20 protein-coding genes and 2 pseudogenes are annotated in these 19,387 nt (G+C 67.0%); 16 read left to right on the top strand and 6 right to left on the bottom strand.

Features of this window, described 5'->3' with window-relative positions:
• Entirely contained in the window at positions 1-1,818 is a 1,818-nt protein-coding gene (locus tag IPL75_16205; protein MBK9241747.1) for an AI-2E family transporter, read from the bottom strand.
• 83 nt (positions 1,819-1,901) lie between these two features.
• On the opposite strand from IPL75_16205, the gene IPL75_16200 reads away from it, so the two are divergent.
• On the top strand, positions 1,902-2,801 hold the full coding sequence (locus IPL75_16200) for a YihY/virulence factor BrkB family protein (protein ID MBK9241746.1): 900 nt from the start codon (positions 1,902-1,904) through the stop codon (positions 2,799-2,801).
• Positions 2,802-2,888: 87 nt separating this feature from the next.
• Positions 2,889-3,227 (top strand): FKBP-type peptidyl-prolyl cis-trans isomerase, encoded by a 339-nt coding sequence (locus IPL75_16195; GenBank protein ID MBK9241745.1) that lies wholly within the window; start codon positions 2,889-2,891, stop codon positions 3,225-3,227.
• Positions 3,228-3,248: 21 nt separating this feature from the next.
• Here IPL75_16195 and IPL75_16190 read toward each other — a convergent pair whose 3' ends face one another.
• Positions 3,249-3,464: a hypothetical protein gene (locus IPL75_16190; protein MBK9241744.1), complete on the bottom strand. Its 216-nt coding sequence runs from the start codon at positions 3,462-3,464 to the stop codon at positions 3,249-3,251.
• Between the two features lie 126 nt (positions 3,465-3,590).
• Here IPL75_16190 and IPL75_16185 point away from each other — a divergent pair, with 126 nt between their 5' ends.
• Positions 3,591-6,032 (top strand): ABC transporter permease, encoded by a 2,442-nt coding sequence (locus IPL75_16185; protein MBK9241743.1) that lies wholly within the window; start codon positions 3,591-3,593, stop codon positions 6,030-6,032.
• 12 nt (positions 6,033-6,044) lie between these two features.
• Here the strand turns inward: IPL75_16185 and IPL75_16180 are convergent, their stop codons facing one another.
• Both IPL75_16180 and IPL75_16175 read right to left on the bottom strand, forming a co-directional pair.
• Positions 6,045-6,461 carry a PIN domain-containing protein gene (locus tag IPL75_16180; GenBank protein MBK9241742.1) on the bottom strand — a complete coding sequence of 139 codons (417 nt, stop codon included), beginning with the start codon at positions 6,459-6,461 and terminating at the stop codon, positions 6,045-6,047.
• Positions 6,448-6,675 (bottom strand): hypothetical protein, encoded by a 228-nt coding sequence (locus IPL75_16175; protein ID MBK9241741.1) that lies wholly within the window; start codon positions 6,673-6,675, stop codon positions 6,448-6,450. The genes IPL75_16180 and IPL75_16175 overlap by 14 nt, the downstream gene beginning before the upstream one ends.
• 21 nt (positions 6,676-6,696) lie before the next feature.
• Here IPL75_16175 and IPL75_16170 point away from each other — a divergent pair, with 21 nt between their 5' ends.
• Positions 6,697-6,945, top strand: coding sequence for a hypothetical protein (locus IPL75_16170; protein ID MBK9241740.1), 249 nt, complete (start codon positions 6,697-6,699; stop codon positions 6,943-6,945).
• 109 nt (positions 6,946-7,054) lie between these two features.
• Here the strand turns inward: IPL75_16170 and IPL75_16165 are convergent, their stop codons facing one another.
• Positions 7,055-8,443, bottom strand: coding sequence for a hypothetical protein (locus IPL75_16165; GenBank protein MBK9241739.1), 1,389 nt, complete (start codon positions 8,441-8,443; stop codon positions 7,055-7,057).
• A 153-nt stretch (positions 8,444-8,596) separates the two neighbouring features.
• A pseudogene (locus tag IPL75_16160) lies at positions 8,597-9,658 on the bottom strand (glycoside hydrolase family 99-like domain-containing protein).
• Between the two features lie 112 nt (positions 9,659-9,770).
• Between IPL75_16160 and IPL75_16155 the strand changes: the two are divergent.
• The 12 genes and pseudogenes from IPL75_16155 to IPL75_16100 all read left to right on the top strand — a co-directional run bounded on the left by IPL75_16155 (position 9,771) and on the right by IPL75_16100 (position 18,585).
• Positions 9,771-10,358: a sigma-70 family RNA polymerase sigma factor gene (locus IPL75_16155; GenBank protein ID MBK9241738.1), complete on the top strand. Its 588-nt coding sequence runs from the start codon at positions 9,771-9,773 to the stop codon at positions 10,356-10,358.
• 1 nt (position 10,359) lies between these two features.
• Positions 10,360-11,634 carry a serine/threonine protein kinase gene (locus IPL75_16150; protein ID MBK9241737.1) on the top strand — a complete coding sequence of 425 codons (1,275 nt, stop codon included), beginning with the start codon at positions 10,360-10,362 and terminating at the stop codon, positions 11,632-11,634.
• A 597-nt stretch (positions 11,635-12,231) separates the two neighbouring features.
• Positions 12,232-12,522: pseudogene (locus IPL75_16145) on the top strand (tetratricopeptide repeat protein).
• Positions 12,523-12,658: 136 nt separating this feature from the next.
• Positions 12,659-13,111: a tetratricopeptide repeat protein gene (locus tag IPL75_16140; GenBank protein MBK9241736.1), complete on the top strand. Its 453-nt coding sequence runs from the start codon at positions 12,659-12,661 to the stop codon at positions 13,109-13,111.
• Entirely contained in the window at positions 13,041-13,355 is a 315-nt protein-coding gene (locus IPL75_16135; protein MBK9241735.1) for a hypothetical protein, read from the top strand. The genes IPL75_16140 and IPL75_16135 overlap by 71 nt, the downstream gene beginning before the upstream one ends.
• A 45-nt stretch (positions 13,356-13,400) precedes the next feature.
• Positions 13,401-14,246, top strand: coding sequence for a hypothetical protein (locus IPL75_16130; protein MBK9241734.1), 846 nt, complete (start codon positions 13,401-13,403; stop codon positions 14,244-14,246).
• A gap of 78 nt (positions 14,247-14,324) precedes the next feature.
• Entirely contained in the window at positions 14,325-14,711 is a 387-nt protein-coding gene (locus tag IPL75_16125; protein ID MBK9241733.1) for a hypothetical protein, read from the top strand.
• A gap of 16 nt (positions 14,712-14,727) precedes the next feature.
• Positions 14,728-15,093: a hypothetical protein gene (locus IPL75_16120; GenBank protein ID MBK9241732.1), complete on the top strand. Its 366-nt coding sequence runs from the start codon at positions 14,728-14,730 to the stop codon at positions 15,091-15,093.
• A 289-nt stretch (positions 15,094-15,382) separates the two neighbouring features.
• Complete coding sequence (locus IPL75_16115) at positions 15,383-15,538, top strand: hypothetical protein (protein ID MBK9241731.1); 156 nt, start codon at positions 15,383-15,385, stop codon at positions 15,536-15,538.
• Positions 15,539-15,771: 233 nt separating this feature from the next.
• Positions 15,772-16,623, top strand: a complete 852-nt coding sequence (locus IPL75_16110; protein MBK9241730.1) for a hypothetical protein — start codon at positions 15,772-15,774, stop codon at positions 16,621-16,623.
• Between the two features lie 122 nt (positions 16,624-16,745).
• Positions 16,746-18,191, top strand: a complete 1,446-nt coding sequence (locus IPL75_16105) for a hypothetical protein (GenBank protein MBK9241729.1) — start codon at positions 16,746-16,748, stop codon at positions 18,189-18,191.
• A 1-nt stretch (position 18,192) separates the two neighbouring features.
• Positions 18,193-18,585 (top strand): hypothetical protein, encoded by a 393-nt coding sequence (locus IPL75_16100; protein MBK9241728.1) that lies wholly within the window; start codon positions 18,193-18,195, stop codon positions 18,583-18,585.
• Positions 18,586-19,387: the final 802 nt, after the last annotated feature.

The following is a 19,387-nucleotide window of genomic DNA, read 5'->3' as shown; positions in this document are numbered from 1 at the left end:
CTAGGAGGCCACGACCGGCACGACGCCGACCTCCGGCGCCGGGATGCGGGGAATCTCGACCAGCCCGCCGAGATAGTCGCGGGTTTCGACCAGCGTCGCGCACACCAGCGTGGCGCCGGCGTCGCGCAACGCCGGCGTCGCGTCATCCGCCAGCGCCGGCGGCCCCCATCGCCCCACAACAATTCGCACATCGGGCAGCGCGGCATGCAGGCGCTTCACCAGATACCGCGTCTTCGACGGTGGGCTGGGGGGCAGATCGGCGATGCACACCACGGATACGCCCTGCGCTCGGACCACAGCGATCAGTTCCGACGCCAGCACGCGCGTCTTCGTGGTCTCGATCACCACGGGCTGGTCGGCCAGGACGTGCCCGAGCATGGTGAGCGCCAACTCGTCGGCTGCGCCGTTGGCGGCATAGCCCAGCACACGCAGCGGCTCGCGCGGGGCCGGCAGTACCGGCGTTTCGGCAGGCGGGGCCGGTGGTTGCTGCCGGCGCATTAGTTCCGCGGCGTCCGACAGCAACTCGCGCGTGGCGTCGATCACCGCACTTTCTTCGTCATCCGACAACCGGCGCTCAAGCCGATCGCGCTCGGCGTAGTTGAGCGCGGGCAGCAGCAAGGCGTCATAGACCGATCCCCAGGACTCGTTCTTGACGTGCCGCTCGATGATGTCGGCGGCCTCGCTGGGGTCGCGCGCCAGCAGCCGCTGGTAGTAGTTGAATTCCGGCGCCAGCGCCGGCGTGTCGGCCATCAGCGTGCCCAGCGACGACAGCCCCGGCACATGCCGTCCGAGCACGACCACGCACACGGTCAGAGGCGTCGCCATCAGCAGGCCGAGGGGACCCCACAGCCACGTCCAGAACGCCACCGACACCAGCAGCGCGACCTGCGACACGCCCGCCGCACCGGCATACAGCGCGGTCTCAAGCACCAGGTTCGTGAACAACTCAAGCACCACGAACATGCCCATGACGGAGAGTGGCCCGGCCCAGCCAGGCATAGCAGCGAGGCTTGCGAGGATCGGGCCGCCGGCGCCAATCACCGGGCCGACGTAGGGCACGTAGCGAAGCGCCGCGCCAAGCGCACCCCAGACCAGTGGATACGGTACGCCCAGGAAATACAGGCCCAGTCCCGCCACCACGCCGTACACAAGGCTGGCCAGCGACTGCATCAGCAGTTGCCTGCTGACGCGGCTGCCTGCTTCATCAAACGCCTTGGTGGTCACCGTCAGGCGGCCCTGTCCGAACAGGCCAATCAGCCGGTCGCGAAGGTCGCGCCGTTCGAGCAGCATGAAGATCACCAGCACCACGACCAGGGCCGCCGTACCGAGTGGGCCAACGATGGGGCCAAGCCAGGCAATTGCGGGAAAGCCCGAGACCAGTTCCGAAGTGATCATCACCGGCGCCGTGGCGCGGCCTGCCGGTGCGTCGGTCTTGCCCAGGTCCGTCTTGATCTCTTCGATTGTCTCTTGCAGCTTCTCGACCGTGCCGCCCTTGCCCGCCCCGCGCACGTCGGCGATTTTGGCGAGGATGTTGACCCGATAACCCGGCAGCTCTTCGGCAAGATTTTCCATCTGCCGCACCAGGCCCCAGCCCGCCAGGCCCAGCACGGCAAAGACCAGCGTCACGGCGATCAGCACGGCCGGGACGCGGCCGATCCAACGCTCGAGCCAGGTCACAGGCGGCGTCAGCACGAACGAGATCAGCACGGCGAGCGCCACCGGCACGAGCACCGCCTGCGCCCAGTACAAAACGACGATGATCAGCACGCTGCCGGCGAAGGTAATCCACGGTGTCAGCGGGTTCGACGGTTCGTTCATCGTGCTTGTCCATTTCGACTGTAGCGTGTGGCCGCGCGGCCCCGGCGTGCACAATTGGATAGCGACGCGACACGGTCATGAGGATGCTGGACAGTGTGATGGTCATCCTGCGCCTGTTTGGCGTCGCCGCCCGCGCCTGGTGGGACGATGACGCGCCCCGGCTGGGCGCGTCGCTCGCGTATTTCACGCTGTTTGCGATCGCGCCGATCCTGCTGGTGGCGACGGCGATTGCCGGCGCCGTGTTCGGTCAGGAGGCGGTGCGCGGCGAAATTGTCGGCCAACTCGACTCGCTGGTCGGGCGCGAGGGCGCACTGGCCGTGCAGGGCCTGCTCGAGGGCGCCAGCCAACGGCGCGCCGGTGCCATTGCCAGTGTCATTGGCAGCATCACCTTCCTGGTTGCCGCGACGGGGGCGTTCCTCGAGTTGCAGATGGCGCTCAACACCATCTGGCGCGTGAAGGTGAGAGCCGGCGTCAGCGTCAAGGCGTTCCTGCTCGACCGGCTTCGATCGTTTGGGCTCGTGGTCGCCGTCGGCTTCCTGCTGCTGGTGTCGCTGGCGGTGACTGCGGCGCTGGCGGCGCTCAACGAGTGGATCTCCCGCCTGTCACCCGAACTCCCCATCGTCTGGACCGCCATCGGCCTGCTGGTGTCGCTCGTGGTCACGACCGGCTTGTTTGCCCTGTTGTTCCGGTTCCTGCCCGACGTCCGGCTGCATTGGCGGGACGTCAGCACGGGCGCGTTCGTGACGGCGGTGCTGTTTGCGGTGGGGCAGCAGTTGATCGGTTTATACCTCGGGCAGAGCGTGATGGCGTCGGCCTACGGAGCGGCCGGGTCAATGATGGTGCTGCTGTTGTGGGTCTACTACTCGTGCCAGATCCTGCTGTTCGGTGCGGAGTTCACGCGGGTCTACGCCGACTGGCGCGGGGTGAAGCCCAAGCCGGAGCCGTTCGCCGAGAAGGACCCTCACGCGATCAAGGGAACCTGACAGCACTGCGGGGCTCCGAGTGAAGTGTCCGGCCCGCTGTTCCGGCTTCGGTGCGTTTTGTCGTAACCTGAGTGCAGGTGCGCAATCATGTACTCACAAATTGATCTGCAGGACGGTACGGGCCCCATGGCCAACTCGGGCCAGACGGCGACGGTGAATTACACGGGCTGGCTGTATTCCGAGGATGCGCCCGAGCACAAAGGTGCGAAGTTTGATTCCTCCGTCGGGCGGGGGCCGTTTTCGTTCAAGATCGGCGCGGGCCGCGTGATCCGTGGATGGGACCAGGGCGTGCAGGGGATGAAAGTCGGCGGTGTGCGTCGGCTGGTGCTGCCTCCAGAGTTCGCCTATGGCGCGGCGGGAGCAGGCGGCGTCATCCCGCCGAACGCAACCCTGGTCTTCGATGTGGAACTACTTGGCGTGGCCTGAACTCCCGACGTGCCGCACCCGTCAGAACGCAATCACGACAGTGATGCCGCTGCGGCCGCGGGAGACGTGGGGAGCCAGGGTGATCCTCGCCGCGCCCGGCGCCTGATACACCTGCGTTTGGGAGGTACCGACGGCGGCGCCAATCACACCCCCAAGAATCGCTCCGGCCACGAGCGCCCCTCCCGCAAGCGCGAGGGCAAACGGGAAAATCTGGCGGGCGGGGAAACAGCCGGTCATGGGGCCTCCTCTAAACGCGTGGAGCGGACGGCTGTTTTCAAGTATGCGCGCCGGGCCATGTCGAGTCAAAGGACACCATCGGCTGAGCCTGCATGACCGATTCCGCTGCGGTAAAATCGGCGCCTCATGCTCAAAGAACTTCGTCACGCCGCGCGGTCGCTCGTCCGCGTCAGGGGCCTCGCCCTCACCGTCATGCTCACGCTGGCGCTGGGCATCGGCGCCAATGCGGCCATCTTCACGGTGGTGGAAGGCGTTCTGCTGCGCCCCCTGGCGAACCGGGATGAAGATCGGCTGATCTACATCCGGCAGAGCGCTCCCGGTATCAAGGTGGAGAACGCGAACTTCTCTGTGCCGGAGCTGCGGGACCTTCAGGCCAGCGTGAAGAGTGTGGCGGCCTTCGGCGACTTTTCGACGCTGGAGTTCACGCTGCTGGGCCTTGGTGATCCGCGCGTGGTACGCGCCGGCGTCGTGGGCGGATCGTATTTCGGCGTGATGGGCCTGCGCCCGGTGGTCGGCCGTCTGATTGGTCCGTCCGACGACGGCCCGAACGCCGCAGGAGTGGTGGTGCTGACGCACCGGTTCTGGACCAGCGTCCTGAAGGCCGACGAGGCGGTGATCGGCAAGACCGTCCGCCTCGGCGACCGCGCGGCCACCATCGTCGGCGTCCTGGAACCGTCTGTGCCGTATCCGTCCGAGACGGAGATCATGGCCAACGTGGTGACGAGTCCGCATCACCTGGACGCCACCATGGTGGACGGACGAGTGCACCGGATGACCGAGTTGTTTGGCCGTCTCGTGCCAGGCGTTGAGCCCGAGACCGCGATCGCGGAGTTGCGGACGGCGCACTCGGCCATGATGGCAAGTCACAAAGAGGCATATCCGGAGCAGGATCGGTTCGAGATCAGCGGCGTCCGGCTCCGCGATCAGATCACGGCGCCCGCGCGCACCGTCCTGCTGGTGTTGCTGGCCGCGTCCGCGCTCATCTTCATCATCGCGTGTTCGAACGTGGCGAACCTGATCCTGGCGCGCTCGGTTCGCCGTGAAGGCGAACTCGCCATCCGCGCCGCGTTGGGCGCCAGCCGAGCCGCGCTGCGACGGACACTGCTCGCCGAGAGCCTGCTGCTGTGCGGAGGAGGCGCGGTGCTGGGCATTGCGCTCGCGCGGCCGATGGTGGACGTGCTGGCGCGCTACGCGTCGCGCTTCTCAGTGCGCGCACTCGACCTGACCGTGAACACCAGCATGTTGTGGGTGGGCGTGGGTCTGGCCATGGCCGCCGCCGTGCTCCTCGCGTTTGTGCCGCGCCTGCCTTCGGCCGACGCCACCAACGGCCTCGGACTTTCCAGCAGCAGCCTCCGCCTCACCACCGGCACCAACCGGCGCTTGCGCGTGTTCGCTGTGACGCAGATTGCCGCGTCCTTCGTGCTGCTTGCCGGCGCCGGTGCGCTCGTGACCGCGCTCATCGCGTTGCAGAATGCGCCAACCGGTTACAACTTGAGCAGCGTCCTGGCGCTGCACGTGCCCGTGTCATTCGATCGCCCGCCCGAGGAGGCCCGCGCGTTTTATCGCGAGGTGATGCGGCGTGTTGGGGAATTGTCTGGCGTGGAGCGGGTGGCCGTCGGCACCGCGGTGCCGTGGCGTGATGCCGGCGTCTTCGGCCCCGGCTTCCAGTTCAAGGTGGAGGGGTACACGAGGGCCAACGGCGAAGAGGACTCGCGTGCGCGCTTCCGCACGGTGTCCCCAGGATTTTTTGCCGCCCTCGGCGTCCCGCTTGTCGCCGGCCGCGATTTCACGGCCGCCGATCGCGCCGACACGGCGCCGGTCGTGATCATCAGCGAGAGCATCGCGAAACGGATGTTCGGGTCACGCGACGTACTTGATCGCAACCTCATGTGGACCGATCCCGTGGTGGAGTTTGTCGGCATCTCCACGGCCGGACGCCGCATCGTCGGCATCGCAGCGGATGTGGACGATGAGAATGTGGTGCCGGGACCAGCGATGACGGTGTATCACCCGTTCGAGCAGGAGATTGGCGGCGGGCGGTTGTTCGTGCACGCCAAGGGAGATCCCTATGCGCTGGTGGCTCCGATCACAAGCATCATCCAGGGCCTGAAGCCGGAGCAGCCGGTGGAGCGCGCCGCCACGCTTGAAGACGTGCGTGCGGAGGTGCTGGCACCCGATCGCCTGAACGCGCTGATGTTCGGCGGCTTTGCCGGCGTGGCACTGATGATCGCCGTGGTGGGCGTGGCCGGTGTGCTCGCGTTTTCGGTGAGCGCGCGGACGCGTGAGTTCGGTGTGCGTCTGGCGATCGGTTCGTCGCCGCGTCACTTGCTGATGGGTGTGCTGCGGCAGGGCGCCGTGATCGCCGGCATTGGCATCGTGGCGGGCGTGGTGGGCGGTTTGATCCTTGTGCAGGTGGTGGGCGCCGTCGTTCCTGAGGTGCACATTCCAGGCGCGCTGCCCATCGCGGGCGCGGCGATTCTGCTGGCGGGTGCGGCCGTTCTGGCATCAGTAGTGCCGGCTGCGCGGGCCGCACGCGTGGACGTGATGGAGGCGCTGCGCTCGGAGTAGGTGGTTTCGGGCCTACTCCAGCGGGTTTTCGATTCGAACGCCCTGAATCGTCTGCCCCGGATTCAGGTCTTCGCTGTACACCACCTCGCACCCGCTGGACGCCGCAGCGGCGACGATGAGCGCGTCCCAGAAGGAGATTCGGTTGAGGACCGAGCAGTCGATGGCGTCTTCAATGAGGTCAGGTGACGTCTGGACGATCTCGAACACCTTGAACGTGTGCAGCACGCTCTTTGCGGCCAGAGGCGCGACGCCGAGTTTGCGCGTCGCGGCGACGTAAAACTCCTGGATTACTTGCGTGGAGATCACACCGGTGCCGGACACCGCCAAGGCGGCGATGACCTCGCGGCTGCGACGCCGTTTCGCGGGCGAGTCCTTGTCCTGCGCGTAGACCAGGATGTTGGCGTCGAGAAAGACCTTACCTGCGGGCATGGAGTTCGTCGCGGGTCCAGCGTTTGCCGCGCGAACGGCCAGGCGCATCGTCCATCAGGCGGAACATCTCGGCCGCGGTCGCCTGTCGATTGGTGTTGACCGTCTTGGCCAGCAGATCGCGCACCAGCGCATTCAGCGTCGTGTGGTGCCGCTCGGCGTACGCCCGGCCCGCCGCGAGCGTCTCTTCATCGAGCGCCAGGGTGATGTTCTTCATTTACACATAATATGTGTGCACATGTCGTGTGTCAAACACACGCCTGTCCGTGACCTGCAGGGGCCCTACCAGTTCACCCGCGCTGGCGCTGATGGACTCGCGTCGTTGCGCGGACTCCCTGACGGCGCGTACCTCGTGACGGCGCTCTCGGAAATTCCAGCCGCGTTGGCGCAGACCGCCGCGTGGTTCGAGTCGCTGGCGGCCGCTGCGTCGCCGATCGATGTGCGCGACGGCCGGCAGGCGTCCGTTACGCTGACGGTCGGACGGTGAACGTCATGGACGCGCTGCGCTCGGAGTGAGTGAGTAGGACTCGGGCTTGAGGAACAGCCCGAGCTACGTGCCGGCTCGATGTCTTCCCGTACGTAGCTCGGCCTGGTTCTCAAGGCCGAGGCCTGCGCCGGTGCAGCGGCTCGTAGCCGCGGCCGCGTAGCAGCGGCTTCAGCTGACAGCCGCGCTCGTCGATCAGGTAGTCGTAGCCCATCGCTTGCCACTGGTGGGCGGGGTCGATGGTCACGTAACGCTCGTGCCGTTTCCGGCGGTCCTCCGGGTCGATCATCCTCAGGTGATAGACGATGAGGTCGGCGTGTGGGAACGCGCCGTTCTCGCGGGCGTCGGCCGGCGCCCAGGTTCCGTGCAGCGCCCGATCGTTGAAGAGGTGGTCGGTGCGTGCGCGGAAGAGCGACGCCATTCGCTTCCGTCCCCATACCCCGTCATCACGATAGGTATCGGGACGATCCCACAGCTCAAGAAACCTGTACGCGTAGGCACGGTGGCCCTCGCGATCGGCACGCGCGATCTCGCGAAGCGCACGCCGGCGGAAATCACGCTCAAGCCGCTGATCGGCATCGTGCGCAAGTAGCCAGTCGGGCTGGTGGCGCAGCGCCGCCTCGATGAGCAACCGCTGGTTTCGCGGCTCGTCCCACTCATGGTCACTGCGCGGCGGCAGCCTGATCAGTTCGAGCACGCCGGGCTGCGCCGCCACAAAATCCCCTGAGCCGTCTACAGACCCGTCATCGAGGGCCACGATGCCATCCACGTGTCGCGACACGTTCGCAAAGTACCCGGGCAGGTAGGCCATCTCGTCGCGGAAGGCGAGGAGCGCGATGATCCGCGGCGGCTGCGACGTCGGCGCAACGGCATAAGGATTCGACACGCCCCGCGAACTCGCGCTCAGCACGCCGAGCGCGTCGGCGCAGGCCGCCAGGACGATCCAGGGCGAGGCGGTCCAAGCCAGCTTCATCGACTGCAGCGCGCCGGCCCCGACCTTCCGAAGCTCCCGCCATCGTCGCGTCCGCCCTGTCGTCTGGAGATTCGCGATTGCTCGCCCGTTGCCGCGCCGGTATTGATCGCGTGCGAGTGATACCACTGTCGTCGGATGCTGGTGGGCCGTTCGGACTTCGGGGGCCCACTCGATTGGCACGGTACCGGAAAGCCGGCCGTTGAAATCCGTGTCTTCACCGGAGCGCAGATCCTCGCGGAACCGCCCGAAGCGATCGAACAACGTTCGGGCATACGAGACCCCGTAGTGTCGCGCAAACACCAGCGCCTGCGACGCGCACGCGGAGAAGTTGTCGGGCGTCGGGTTCGTAATCGCGCTCGACACGGCGAGCGCCCCACCTGCGTGCCGCTTCAGCCTGGCGCTCACCCATCCTGGTTCAGCGACACAGTCGGCGGCGAGGAACGCCACAAAAGGTGCGCGCGTTTGCGCCACGCCGATGTTGCGCGCAGCGCCCGCGGATAACTGATCCTCGACGTTGACGATGCGCACGCGGGCGGCGGCCTCGCCGAGCGTCTCGGTTGGCCAGCCTCCGCCCGGAGTTGACGACGAGGATTTCGACGGGGCAGTCCTGATTCAGGAGTGATTGCACCGCGTCGGCGAGGCGGGGCGGGCTACCAACACTGATGACCACGCAGGCGAGGGTCACTCTTTAAGCACCCGCTGGATGGCCTCCAGATAGCCGCGGCCGAACTTCTGATCCGGCTCCAGGTAGTTTCCTTCGGCCCACTCGTTCCACGACCTGATCATCACAAGCCGCTGGTCCAGCGGACGGTCCCCTGACCTGCGCGATCGCGCGCCGTAGATAGGCGGCGAACGCTTCGGGTGTGGAATTGGCCAGCACGGACCCGCGGCGTCCGCATCGCGGGGTGTTATCCCAGTTGGACATGACGAGAGGGAACTCGTGCGACGCCAGCCGGCCCTCATAGACATTCCGGAATACGGTGGCGTAGTCGAGCACCGCCGGACCTTCGTCCAGCGGGCGCGGCCGCACGCCGCGGCGAAGGCGACGCGCGACTCGGCCCAGTGGTGTTGAGGTATCAGGCGGCCGCCATTTCGGCATCTCGAGCGGCACACGGGCGTCGAAGCCGTTCGCGATCGGATCCCAGTCGGCTTCATGCTGGCCCACGAGGAACAGGCCGCCGAGTCCGTGCTGCCTGGCCAGGTCGCGCCAGAGGGCGGCGAACCGGTGCGGCTCTGGCAACTGCGCCGGCCGGTAGACGAAGAACACAGGACGGCCATCTACTCGGACGTGCGGCGATCCGCGAATGCAGGGAGCAGCGCTGCGAAGTGCGCGCGATGATCGTTGTCGCCAGGGTAGGTCTGTTCGATGAGGACGCGTCCTGGGGCCCCGTGCCAGATGCCCGACCACGTCTGGTTGGCCCACGCCAGGCAGAAAGGGAAGTCTGGCGTCTGGGTGTGAAGGACTTCGTCGAACGGCCGTTCGAGTAACCGCCGGCCCGCAAACCAGTAGTGCCAGTAACAGAACGCCTCGATGCCGTGGGTCTGCGCCAGCGCAGCCTGCGCCGCGCGGACCTCGGGTACGCGCAGGTCGTAGAAGCCGAGTTCCCCGGGCAGTCGCGGCTGCAGGTGACCCGCATAGAGCGGGCGCGCCCGCGACACGTTGGTCCACTCCGTGAACCCTGGTTCCCACCAGGTGTCGTTCTCGGGAATCGGATGGAATTGCGGCAGGTAGAGCGCCAGCAACCGCGCGCGTCGTTCGTCCGGCACCGGCGCTGATGTTGTCACAAATCACCCGGCTGTGGACGCTGCCGCCAAGGGTCACCCGATAGTATGATGCGCACTCGGAGGCGGGCAGGTGCCAGAAGACACGAGGCGACGTCCTTCAGATGTCACGCGAATTCTCGCAGAGTGGCAGGCAGGAGCCGATGGCGCCTTCGACCGTCTCCTGCCCATCGTCTACGATGAACTAAAATCCCTGGCCCGCCGGCAACTTCGCCAGCGGCGCACCACGCACGACACGCTCGGCACGACCGCCCTCGTCCACGAGGCGTACTTGAAACTCGTCGGCCACACGCCGGCGACGATGCGCGATCGGCAGCATTTCCTGTCGGTGGCGGCCACAGCCATGCGCCACATTCTCGTGGACTACGCCAGGCGCCGGAACGCCGGCAAACGCGGCGGCGGCCGCCTCTGGCCGCTCGAGGACGCCGATCTCGCAGTGGACGACCACCCGATCGACGTCATCGCGATGCACGTCGCGATCGGCCGTCTCGAGTCCATTGACCCGCGACTGGCGCGTCTTGTCGATTTACGGGTGTTCGCCGGTCTGTCGGTCGAAGAGGCCGCCGCCCTGCTCGATGTGTCCGCCCGCACGGTCAAACGCGAGTGGCAGAAGGCCCGGACGTTCCTGGCCGGGGAACTGGGCGATCCGTCCGGAGGGTAACGTGCCGCATTCATCGGATGACTGGCGCCGGATCTTCGATCTCTTCGATCGTGCCGCCGACCGTCCCGTCGAAGAGCGCGACGCGTGGCTCGAACGCGAATGTCGCGGCGACGATCCGGCGATCCTCGCGGCCGTTCGCAGGATGATCGAGAACCCGACGGATCTGGGAGACGATCGGCTGGTCCATCACGCGGCGGCGAGCGTGCGTCATGAGCTTGAAGCGATGGCTGAGGGCGACGCGTCCGGCGCGGGCGACATCCGTCTTGGCCCGTGGCGCGTGATCAGGGAAATCGGCCGCGGCGGCATGGGTGTCGTCTATCTCGCGGAGCGCGCTGATGGCGGGTTCGACCAATGTGCCGCCGTCAAGTGCATCCGGCGTGGCCTGGATACCGACGAGGTGCTGGCGAGGTTTCTGCGCGAGCGCCAGATCCTGGCGCGACTGCAGCACCCCGGTATCGCGCGCCTTATCGACGGCGGTGCCGACCATCTAGGCCGGCCCTATTTCGTCATGGAGTATGTGGAGGGCGAGCCCATCACCACGTACTGCGACCGCCGCGGTCTCTCGGTGGAGCAACGCCTCCGGCTGTTTCTCGCCGCGTGTGTCGGTGTGGAGTTCGCCCACCGCAATCTCGTCGTGCATCGCGACCTGAAACCGTCGAACATCATGGTCACGGCCGACGGTGCGGTGAAGTTGCTCGACTTCGGCATCGCCAAGTTGCTGACCGGCGATGGGACCGAGGGGGCGGACGCAACCGGCACGGGGATGGCCGCGCTGACCCCGGCCTACGCCGCGCCCGAACAGATTCGCGGCGAGCCGGCGACGACCGCGACAGACGTGTACGGCCTCGGCGGCGTGTTGTACGAGTTGCTCGCAGGTTGCCGCGCCCTCGACGCGCCCGACGAGAGTCCGCTCACGCTGGCGCGCACCATCCTCGAACGGGATCCGGCTGCGCCGTCGTCGCGACTCACGGGCGCTGGGCGCCGGCGGCTCCGCGGTGAGCTCGATGCGGTGGTCCTGACGGCGCTTCGACGCGAGCCGGAGGCGCGTACGGGTCAGTGGCCGCGCTCTGCGCCGACATCAATCGGCACCTCGACGGTCTGCCGGTGCAGGTGCGTCGCGCGCATGTGTCGTTGCGCATGCGCAAGTTCGTGTCGCGTCACTGGATCGGCGTCTCTGCCACGGGCCTCGTCTGCCTCGCCATCGCGGCCGGCATCGTCGCGACGCTCTGGCAGGCGAATCAGGCCGCCCGAGCCGCGAGCCGCGCGGAGGCGGTGACGGCGTTTCTGACCAGCATTTTCCAGGAGTCAGACCCGTCGGCAGCCCGCGGCGCCACGGTCACGGCCCGCGAGGTGCTCGACCGTGGCGCGGCGCGCGTCGAACACGAATTGGCCAGCCAGCCTGAAGTACAGGCCGAGATGTACCGGGTGACCGGCGAGTTGTATCGACAACTGGGCCTGCTCGAGCAAGCAGCGCCGTTGCTGGAACGGGCCGTCACCCTCGCCGGCGCGCTGCAGGGCCCCGAGAGCGCTGAAGCGGGCGCCGCGCTCGATCGATGGGGCGTGCTGCTGTGGGATCGCGGCGAATATCCGCAGGCGGCCGGGGTGCTCGAGCGAGCGCTGGCCATCCGGAGAAGGGTCTACGGACCGCGCAGCGCCGAAGTCTCCTCGACGCTGGGCTCGCTGGCGTCGGTGTACTCCGATCTGGACCGGAATGACGAAGCGGAAGGACTGCACCGCGAGGCGTATGACATTGACCGTTCGCGGTACGGCGACGAGTCGCTCGATGCCGCCACGAGCGCGGCCAATCTCGCCACGAAGCTCGAGGAACGCGGCGCGATGGAGGAAGCCGAACAACTGCATCACCGCGCACTCGATGTCCGCCGGCGACTTGGAGGTCCGAATCACCCCGACGTCGCCGACAGCTTGTTGGCGCTTGGCGTGCTGCGCTCGAGGGGCGGCCGCTACGAGGGAGGCCGAGCGCGATCTGCGCGAGGCGCTGGCGATCAGCCAGCGCGTGTTGGGGCCCGACCATCGCAAGGTGGCGCACATCATGGACAACCTCGGGGTCGCGCTCGAACATCGTGGGGCCCTGGCCGACGCGGTCGCGACGGCACGCGAAGCCCTCGCCATTCGGCGCCGGGTGCTGCCGGTCGATCATCCCGATCTGGGACTGTCGGTCAACAACTTCGCGGTCCTTTCCTATCGGCTGGGGTTCTTCGAGGACGCCGAGCGAGGGTTTCGCGAAGCGTTTGCGCTCTTCGAACGCACCCTCGGCTCCGGCCACAGACACGACCACCGCGATGGCGAACGTCGGCGTCGTCCTGCGGGAGCGAAGTGCGACCGCCGATGCCGAGGTCATGACGCGCCGGGCGCTCGCCCTGCGTCGCACGACGCGTGGCGAAGACAGCCCGGAAGTCGCCCAGTCACTCCGCACGCTTGGCCTGATCCTGACCGATCGCCGGGCGTTCGTGGAAGCCGATCGCGTACTCACGGACGTGGTGGCGCGATCGCGGCGCGTCTATCCGCCGGCGCATCCACGTCTGGCCGAAGCCCTCGTCGCGTGGGGGCGATTGCGCCAGGCGCAGAACGCCCCGGCCGCGGCGGTGCCGGCGTTTCGCGAGGCCCCTGGACATCAGGGAATCGAAGATCGGACCCGACGCGTGGCAGACCGCGGAGGCGCGCATGTTCCTGGGCGCGGCGACATGCACACCGGCGACGGCCGAGGAAGCGCTGGCGCTCATTCGCGCGGCTGAGAGCTCTCTCAGCCGCCAGCCGTCGCTGCCGGCCTGGCGGACGGCGGAAGCACGCGCGGCCGAAGGCGCTTGCCTCATTCAAGTGGGCCGCGAGGCCGCGGGCCGCCGCCTGCTCACACAGAGCCTGGGGGAGGTTGAAGCCGCCCTCGGCCCCCGCCATTACCTGACACAGTCCATCCGGCTGGCGCTCAGGCTCGAAGCTCCAATGGCCCCGCCCGCGGCCGGTTTGCGTTCTCCGTACTGAACAACCCGTCACGTGTTCGGGGTGGAGGAACCTATGAAGCCTGGAATGGGAATCCGAAAAGTGCTACTTGCCGGCGTTGCTGTGGTCACGTGTCTCGGATCAGCGACGCTGGCCACCGCGCCGGCGCCTGCGCCGGCACCCGCGCGCACCGCGATGCCGCAACTCCGGGGGGCGGGGAGTTTCTCGGGGACCATTGCCGTCCACGGATGCACCGTGACGCCCGAAGACCTCATGGTGCGGGCGCGGCGGGTCTCTCCGCGCAATCCCGTGGCGCCGGGCGGTCTGCGCCAGCCCGACGATGCGAGAGTTGGTTCGCAGGTCGTCAGAGTGCGCGCCACGGCGCCTGGCCAGTTCGAGTTCTCGTTCCAGGGCCTGATCCCGTTCACGCCGTACCGCGTGGGCGTGAAGCTGATGGGCCGGAGCGCAAGGCGCTGCGACCAGGTGGTGTGGGACGCGTCCCGCGATCCGCTCGTCCTAGCTGACTCCGAGCCGCTGGCATTCGATGCCTACGTCGTGAACTCGAGACTGGCGATCTGGGGCGCGGCGCAGGAGGGCCGATCCCGCGCCGCCTGGGTGGCCGCTGATTTCGTAGACTTTGACGACCCGACCACCGCCATGCGCCGGTTCCGGTGGCGCTCGGTCGATCCGACGTCGCCGAAGGGCGATTGCAGGTGTCGACCGCGCCATTCCCGAGAGTGGGCAGCCGGGCATTCAATCCATGTTCGGCAGATCCAACCGCGGTCGTCTATCAACAGGACTTCACTTCCGAGCCCGGCGCCTGGGCCATCGTCCCCGTGGACTTCGAAGCCATCGTCGGAGGTGGAGGCCGCACGGACCTGCCGGGTGCAGGCCTCGACCCGGATGATGGTGACACCGGCCCTGGCCCGGTGATCGACGACAACATGCGGACCCGCCTCGAGCTTGGCCGTCCCTGCGTCCGGGTGCTGCCGATGCCCTGCGATCCCGAACGTGGGTGCGGCGGAAGTGCTGGTCGCCAAACCGCCGAAGAAGAAGAACCAGGCTCCGCCACCGGAGGGACCTGTCTTCGCGATCACTGAGATCATCTACGCACAGCCGTTCATTGGCGCCAGACCGAAGGCGGGCGAGACTTGCTATCGCGTCACTGAGGACCATTACGTCGTCCCACCCACCCCGGGATCATTCGGAACGGTCTGGGACATGATGGTCGATGCACACATGTCTGGTGTGAGCTACGGCCAGACCGCCTCATCCACGTTTCCAAACAACATGTTCTGCGTGCCTGCCGCAAGCGATGATGATGGCTGGCTCGAATCGTTCACCAATACGGTCGGCGCCGTGTTGACCGGCCTGGTAGACGGATCGCGAAGCTCGTGAATTCCGCGAGCGAACTGTGGAGCAGATCCAGGACTATGCCGTGCAGGCGGTGGCTGCCGGGCTGAACGTGATTCCGGGCGTCAACTGTCCGCCGACACCGTGCCAGGCCGCCCTCGAGATGGGTCTTGAAGTCGCGCTCGCCACCATGGGCGTACCGCCGTCGATTCCGAACTTCGATCAACTGATGGACCAGGGGTTCGATTACGCCGCCGCGCAACTGGCGTCACAGGTCGGCGTGCCGAGTGTCATTGCTGATGTTGCTTCGGACGAAGCCCGAAGTTCATCAAGCAGGCCGTGCAGGATATGCAGGGCCGGCCGCACAGCATTCCGAAGCTCCCGCCGTGGCTGGTGCCCGACATTCGTTTCAACCCAGCCGTGCTGACGCTCAGAATCCAGCGTACGACTGAGCTCTTCGACACGCTGCCCTCGCGCCCGACGCTCATCCGCGACAGCGATCCGATCTACCACGGCCGGTCCGTGCAGTTGCCCACGAAGCTGCCGCCGCCATCGGCAGCGATGGGCCTCGCGTTTCCGATGGTGCTCGAACCGAATCTCACCAATCTGCCGGCGCCCCCGGCGAAATGCTCTGCGCAGCAGCGCGCGGCGTATGTCACCCTCTTCGGCCCGTCGGCTGCCGCTGCACTTGTGACATCACGGAATACGAGGCCGCCGTGTGGGACAAGAACAAGTGGGTGTCGTTGCGCTACAAGAACGGCTGCTATCACCTCGTGCTGACCGGTCTGGCGCCCGTTCTTGACCCGATCTTCGTGCTGAGCGACGTGTACTTCACGACGGAGAACGTGCTGCCCTGCACGCCGAAGAAGTAGGAAGGCGGGGAGCCGCGCGCCCGACAGGCCCTGGCCAGCGGTGGTGGCGGGGTGGATTACCCGGCCGTGTCAGGCCGCCCCCGCTTCCGAGATTCCAGAAGGCGACAGCCGCAGAAGCGGCGATGCCACTCGCGTAGCGCGCCACCTCCGGCCACTGTGGTGCCCTAGCCCGCGAAAAGCGAGGCTCCACCTATGCAGCATCCGCAACGATCCTCAACGTCTACGCCGAAGTGTTGAACGACGAGTTGTGTCTGCACGACCGGACACGCCGGACCGCCCACGCGCTCAATCCCTCTCTGGCGCGGGTGTGGGACATGTGCGATGGACAGACGAGTCCGGCGGACATGGCCGACCGCCTGCGCGTTGACCTTGCACCGGAGGTCAGCGCTGACGAGGCCGACGCCCTGGTGTGGAGCGGCCTGTCGCAACTCGGCGCGGCGCAGCTGCTGCAAGGCGAGTTGCCCCCGGCGTCAGCCCAGGCGGTGTGGTCACGGCGGGAAGTGATGAAGACAGGGTTGATCGCCGGGTTGGTGCCGGTCCTCATCTCGATTGTTGCGCCAACTCCCGCGGCAGCGCAGTCGGCCGGCACGCGCATCATCCTCTACCAGGCGAATGACGGCGCAAGTTTTGACGGCAACCTGGGTGGCCGCGCGGGTGCCGACGCGTTGTGCGCCAACAGCACGAACAAGCCTTCCGGCTACCCCAACTACCGCGCGTTCATCTCGACGAGCGCGACCGATGAAATCCGCGACATGCCCGCGAACTACAGCGTGCCGACCACCCTGCCGATCACAGGACCTGGTCCGGGCTTCACGCAGGTCGCCTCCGACTGGGCGAACCTGCTCGACGGCGGCATCGACGCCACCTTGAGCGCCGCAGGCGTCTCTCCAGGCGACCAGCGGTGGTGGAGTGGGAGCAGCTCCAACGGACAGCTGAGCTCAAACCACTGCATCGGTTGGACGACGAACTCGGTCGACGTTGGTGCTGACGGTGGAAACAGCACGTTGACCACTTCCGGCTGGATGAACGATTTCACCGTGCCTTGCAGCGTGAACAACCGACGCGTCCTCTGTATTGCCTACTGATGTCAGCGGCAGGCACGCGACTGAGTCGATGCCCTTGCCCACCCCTGCCACAGATCACGGTCTGCCAGGAGAAGGTCGACCGGCTCGGCTGGACCGAAGGAACCACCTATTCGGCGTTCGGTTTGCGCTTTGGTCTCCGCAGCAACGACCCATCGGCGCTGACCGAGGCCACACGACACGCACCACTGGGCTGGCAGTCCAGTCCAATGGAGGTGGTGGACATCCTGTACTCGCTTCGCGTGGCCGCACCGAGTCCGCGACGAGGACAGCGCAATTTCAACCTGCTCTATTGCGGCTCTGGACTCATTGCGCGCTCGTTCGATCTGGCCCCGCTTTTCACCGCGTTCCACCGCCACGCCGAACTGCTGACGGCTCTTCGCGCACAGAACTGCGTGTTTCTTCATGCCGGCGTCGTCGGTTGGCGAGGGCGCGCACTGATCATCCCCGGTCGATCGATGACCGGCAAGACGACCCTCGTGAGCGCGCTGGTGCGCGCGGGCGCCGGTATCTACTCCGACGAATTCGCCGTTCTGGACAAGGCCGGGCAGGTCCACCCGTATCCGGTTCCGCTGTCGGTGCGGGGCACTGCTGGCGAGCCCGGCGTGCGGACTCCGGTCGAGTCGCTGGGCGGGCAGGCCGGCACCGGACCACTTCCGCTCGGGCTGATCGTCGTCACGCGGTATGCACCCACGGCCACGTGGTGCCCGCTCCCGCTTTCGCCGGCGGTCGCGCTGCTTGCCTGCATGGACAACGCCGTTGCGGCGCAACGCGAGCCTGAGTCCACCATGCCGATCCTGCGCCGGCTGTGCTTGGCGCCCATGCAATCGAAAGCGAACGCGGTGAGGCGAACGTCGTCGCGCCCCTGCTGCTGCAAGAGCTCGACGGCCGATAGTCCGATGAAGAACGTCCGGGAGGTGCTGGGTGGTCCAGATGTCGTCCGCGACTGGCTCATGACGGCTTCGCTCGCGCAGGGCGATGAGGCCGTTCGCGCGTGGAGACAATGGTCCGACGCCGCCGGGCTGCCGCCGCGCGCACTGGAATCGAGGCGCGTTGGCTGCCACTGGTCGCGCGTCTCGCGAGACTTGGTGCACCTGAGGCGAATGACGAGCTCTTGCGACGGGCGCGCCGTGAGGCGTGGGCCAGCAACCAACTCATCTTCTGACCGGCCGGGGCCTGCGCTGACCCCTCCATCGCGCCGCATCCGCACCGTGCTCAAAGGGCGCCGCGCTCTCACCCTGGCCAGTACCCCGATCGCGGGGCGCGGCCGTTTGGCGACGGTGGACGCGTTGATCGAACCGACGTCGATCGATGCGGCGCGGCCGATCCTCGCCGAACTGGGGTGGACGTGTCCCCACACACCGGGTGCATTGGCTCGGACCAGGCCAGCACAGTTTCAGCTACTCGTCGCCAGACGGCGGCGCCCTGACATTCATCATGTGCTCGAAGGTACATGGCCCGGAGTGGACGCGGGGCTCTGGCGACGCACGGTGTCCATCGAGGACGACCAGACACGTTGGCTTGTGCAGAGCCTGCCGATCAACTGCTGCACGTCTGCATCCACGGCCTGAGATGGAGCCGCGATACGCCGGTATTTGGGTGGCCGACGCGGTCGAAGATGCTCCATCGGGCCGGCGACACGCTGGACTGGGATGCGGTCGTGGCCAAGCGCGACAGCGGCAGTTGTCCTGCCAGCTGCGGTCGGCACTCCGCCTTGTGGCCGACATCCCCGGCACGGTCGTGCCTGCGAAAGTGCTGACGGAGTTGGACCGTTCGCCCACCTCGTGGGGAGACCTGACTGGAACGTCACGTGAAGACGCGACCGGTGGCCCGCCCGTGAACCTCTGGTTGTTCTGGCGTGGCTGGCGCCGAGCCAGGCGCGCCCATCCCGAACCACCGGGTTCCTGCGATTCACGGCGGGCCCTTTTGGCCTCGACTCCCGACGCCAGCTGGTTCCATGGCTGATGCGCCGTCTGGAGAAAGCGATGTTGGAAAACGAATCGCCGCGTCCGTCTATATTGACGCTTCAGTTTCTGCAAGCGGGGCCTGGAGGAGAACGATGGCGCCCAAGAAGAAGAACAAGAACAAGAAGCAAAAGAAGTTGAAACCGCTGGGCCGCTCGCACCGCTGCTCACCGTAGAGGGACCCACTGACACATTGAGCCGACGCTCGCCTGGGAAGGTGGCCATGCGGCCTTGGCGAGCCTTACCGATAACGGTGACGCCAGCGGGACTTCGGGCCACTGAAGGGCGCCGGAGAGGCGGATTCGTGCTGCGCTGGCGCTCGCCTGACGCAGCCCCGCACGTGCTGCAGTGATCCGGTTCCAGGGCACGCGCACCGACTTGAAAGCGACGGCAACCGTCAATGACGGCGGCGGTTCGAGAACCCTGTTGGAGCCGGACAGCAAGAAGGACTGCTGAACGCGTCAGGGACGGCGGAGGTTGATGGTGCCCCGCCTGACGACCTCCGTCGTTGCGCCTCGTCCTGCCTGCAGCTGCCGGGGGCGCGGCTGCCCAGACGCCGCCGTGCCAGGCCGCGTGCGTCGATCAGAAATGGCAGGCACTCCACAACCAGCGGTCGATCAACTTAAGGTTCTCGAGCCGACGCGCGTGTCACAAGCGTCCCCGCCGACCTGACGACAGAGGACGCCGTTCAGGCACGCAATCGCGCGACCACCGGAGCGTCAATCATCGCGGCTGTAGATGTCGAGCCCGACGACAGCTCGGCTGCCGCGACGGTGCGTCGTCTGGCTGGCGCGATCAAACCA

Source organism: Acidobacteriota bacterium (assembly GCA_016716905.1).
Classification (GTDB): Bacteria; Acidobacteriota; Vicinamibacteria; order Vicinamibacterales; family SCN-69-37; genus SYFT01.
Note: the sequence above shows the minus strand (reverse complement) of the source record. Positions and strands in the feature narration are given on the sequence as shown.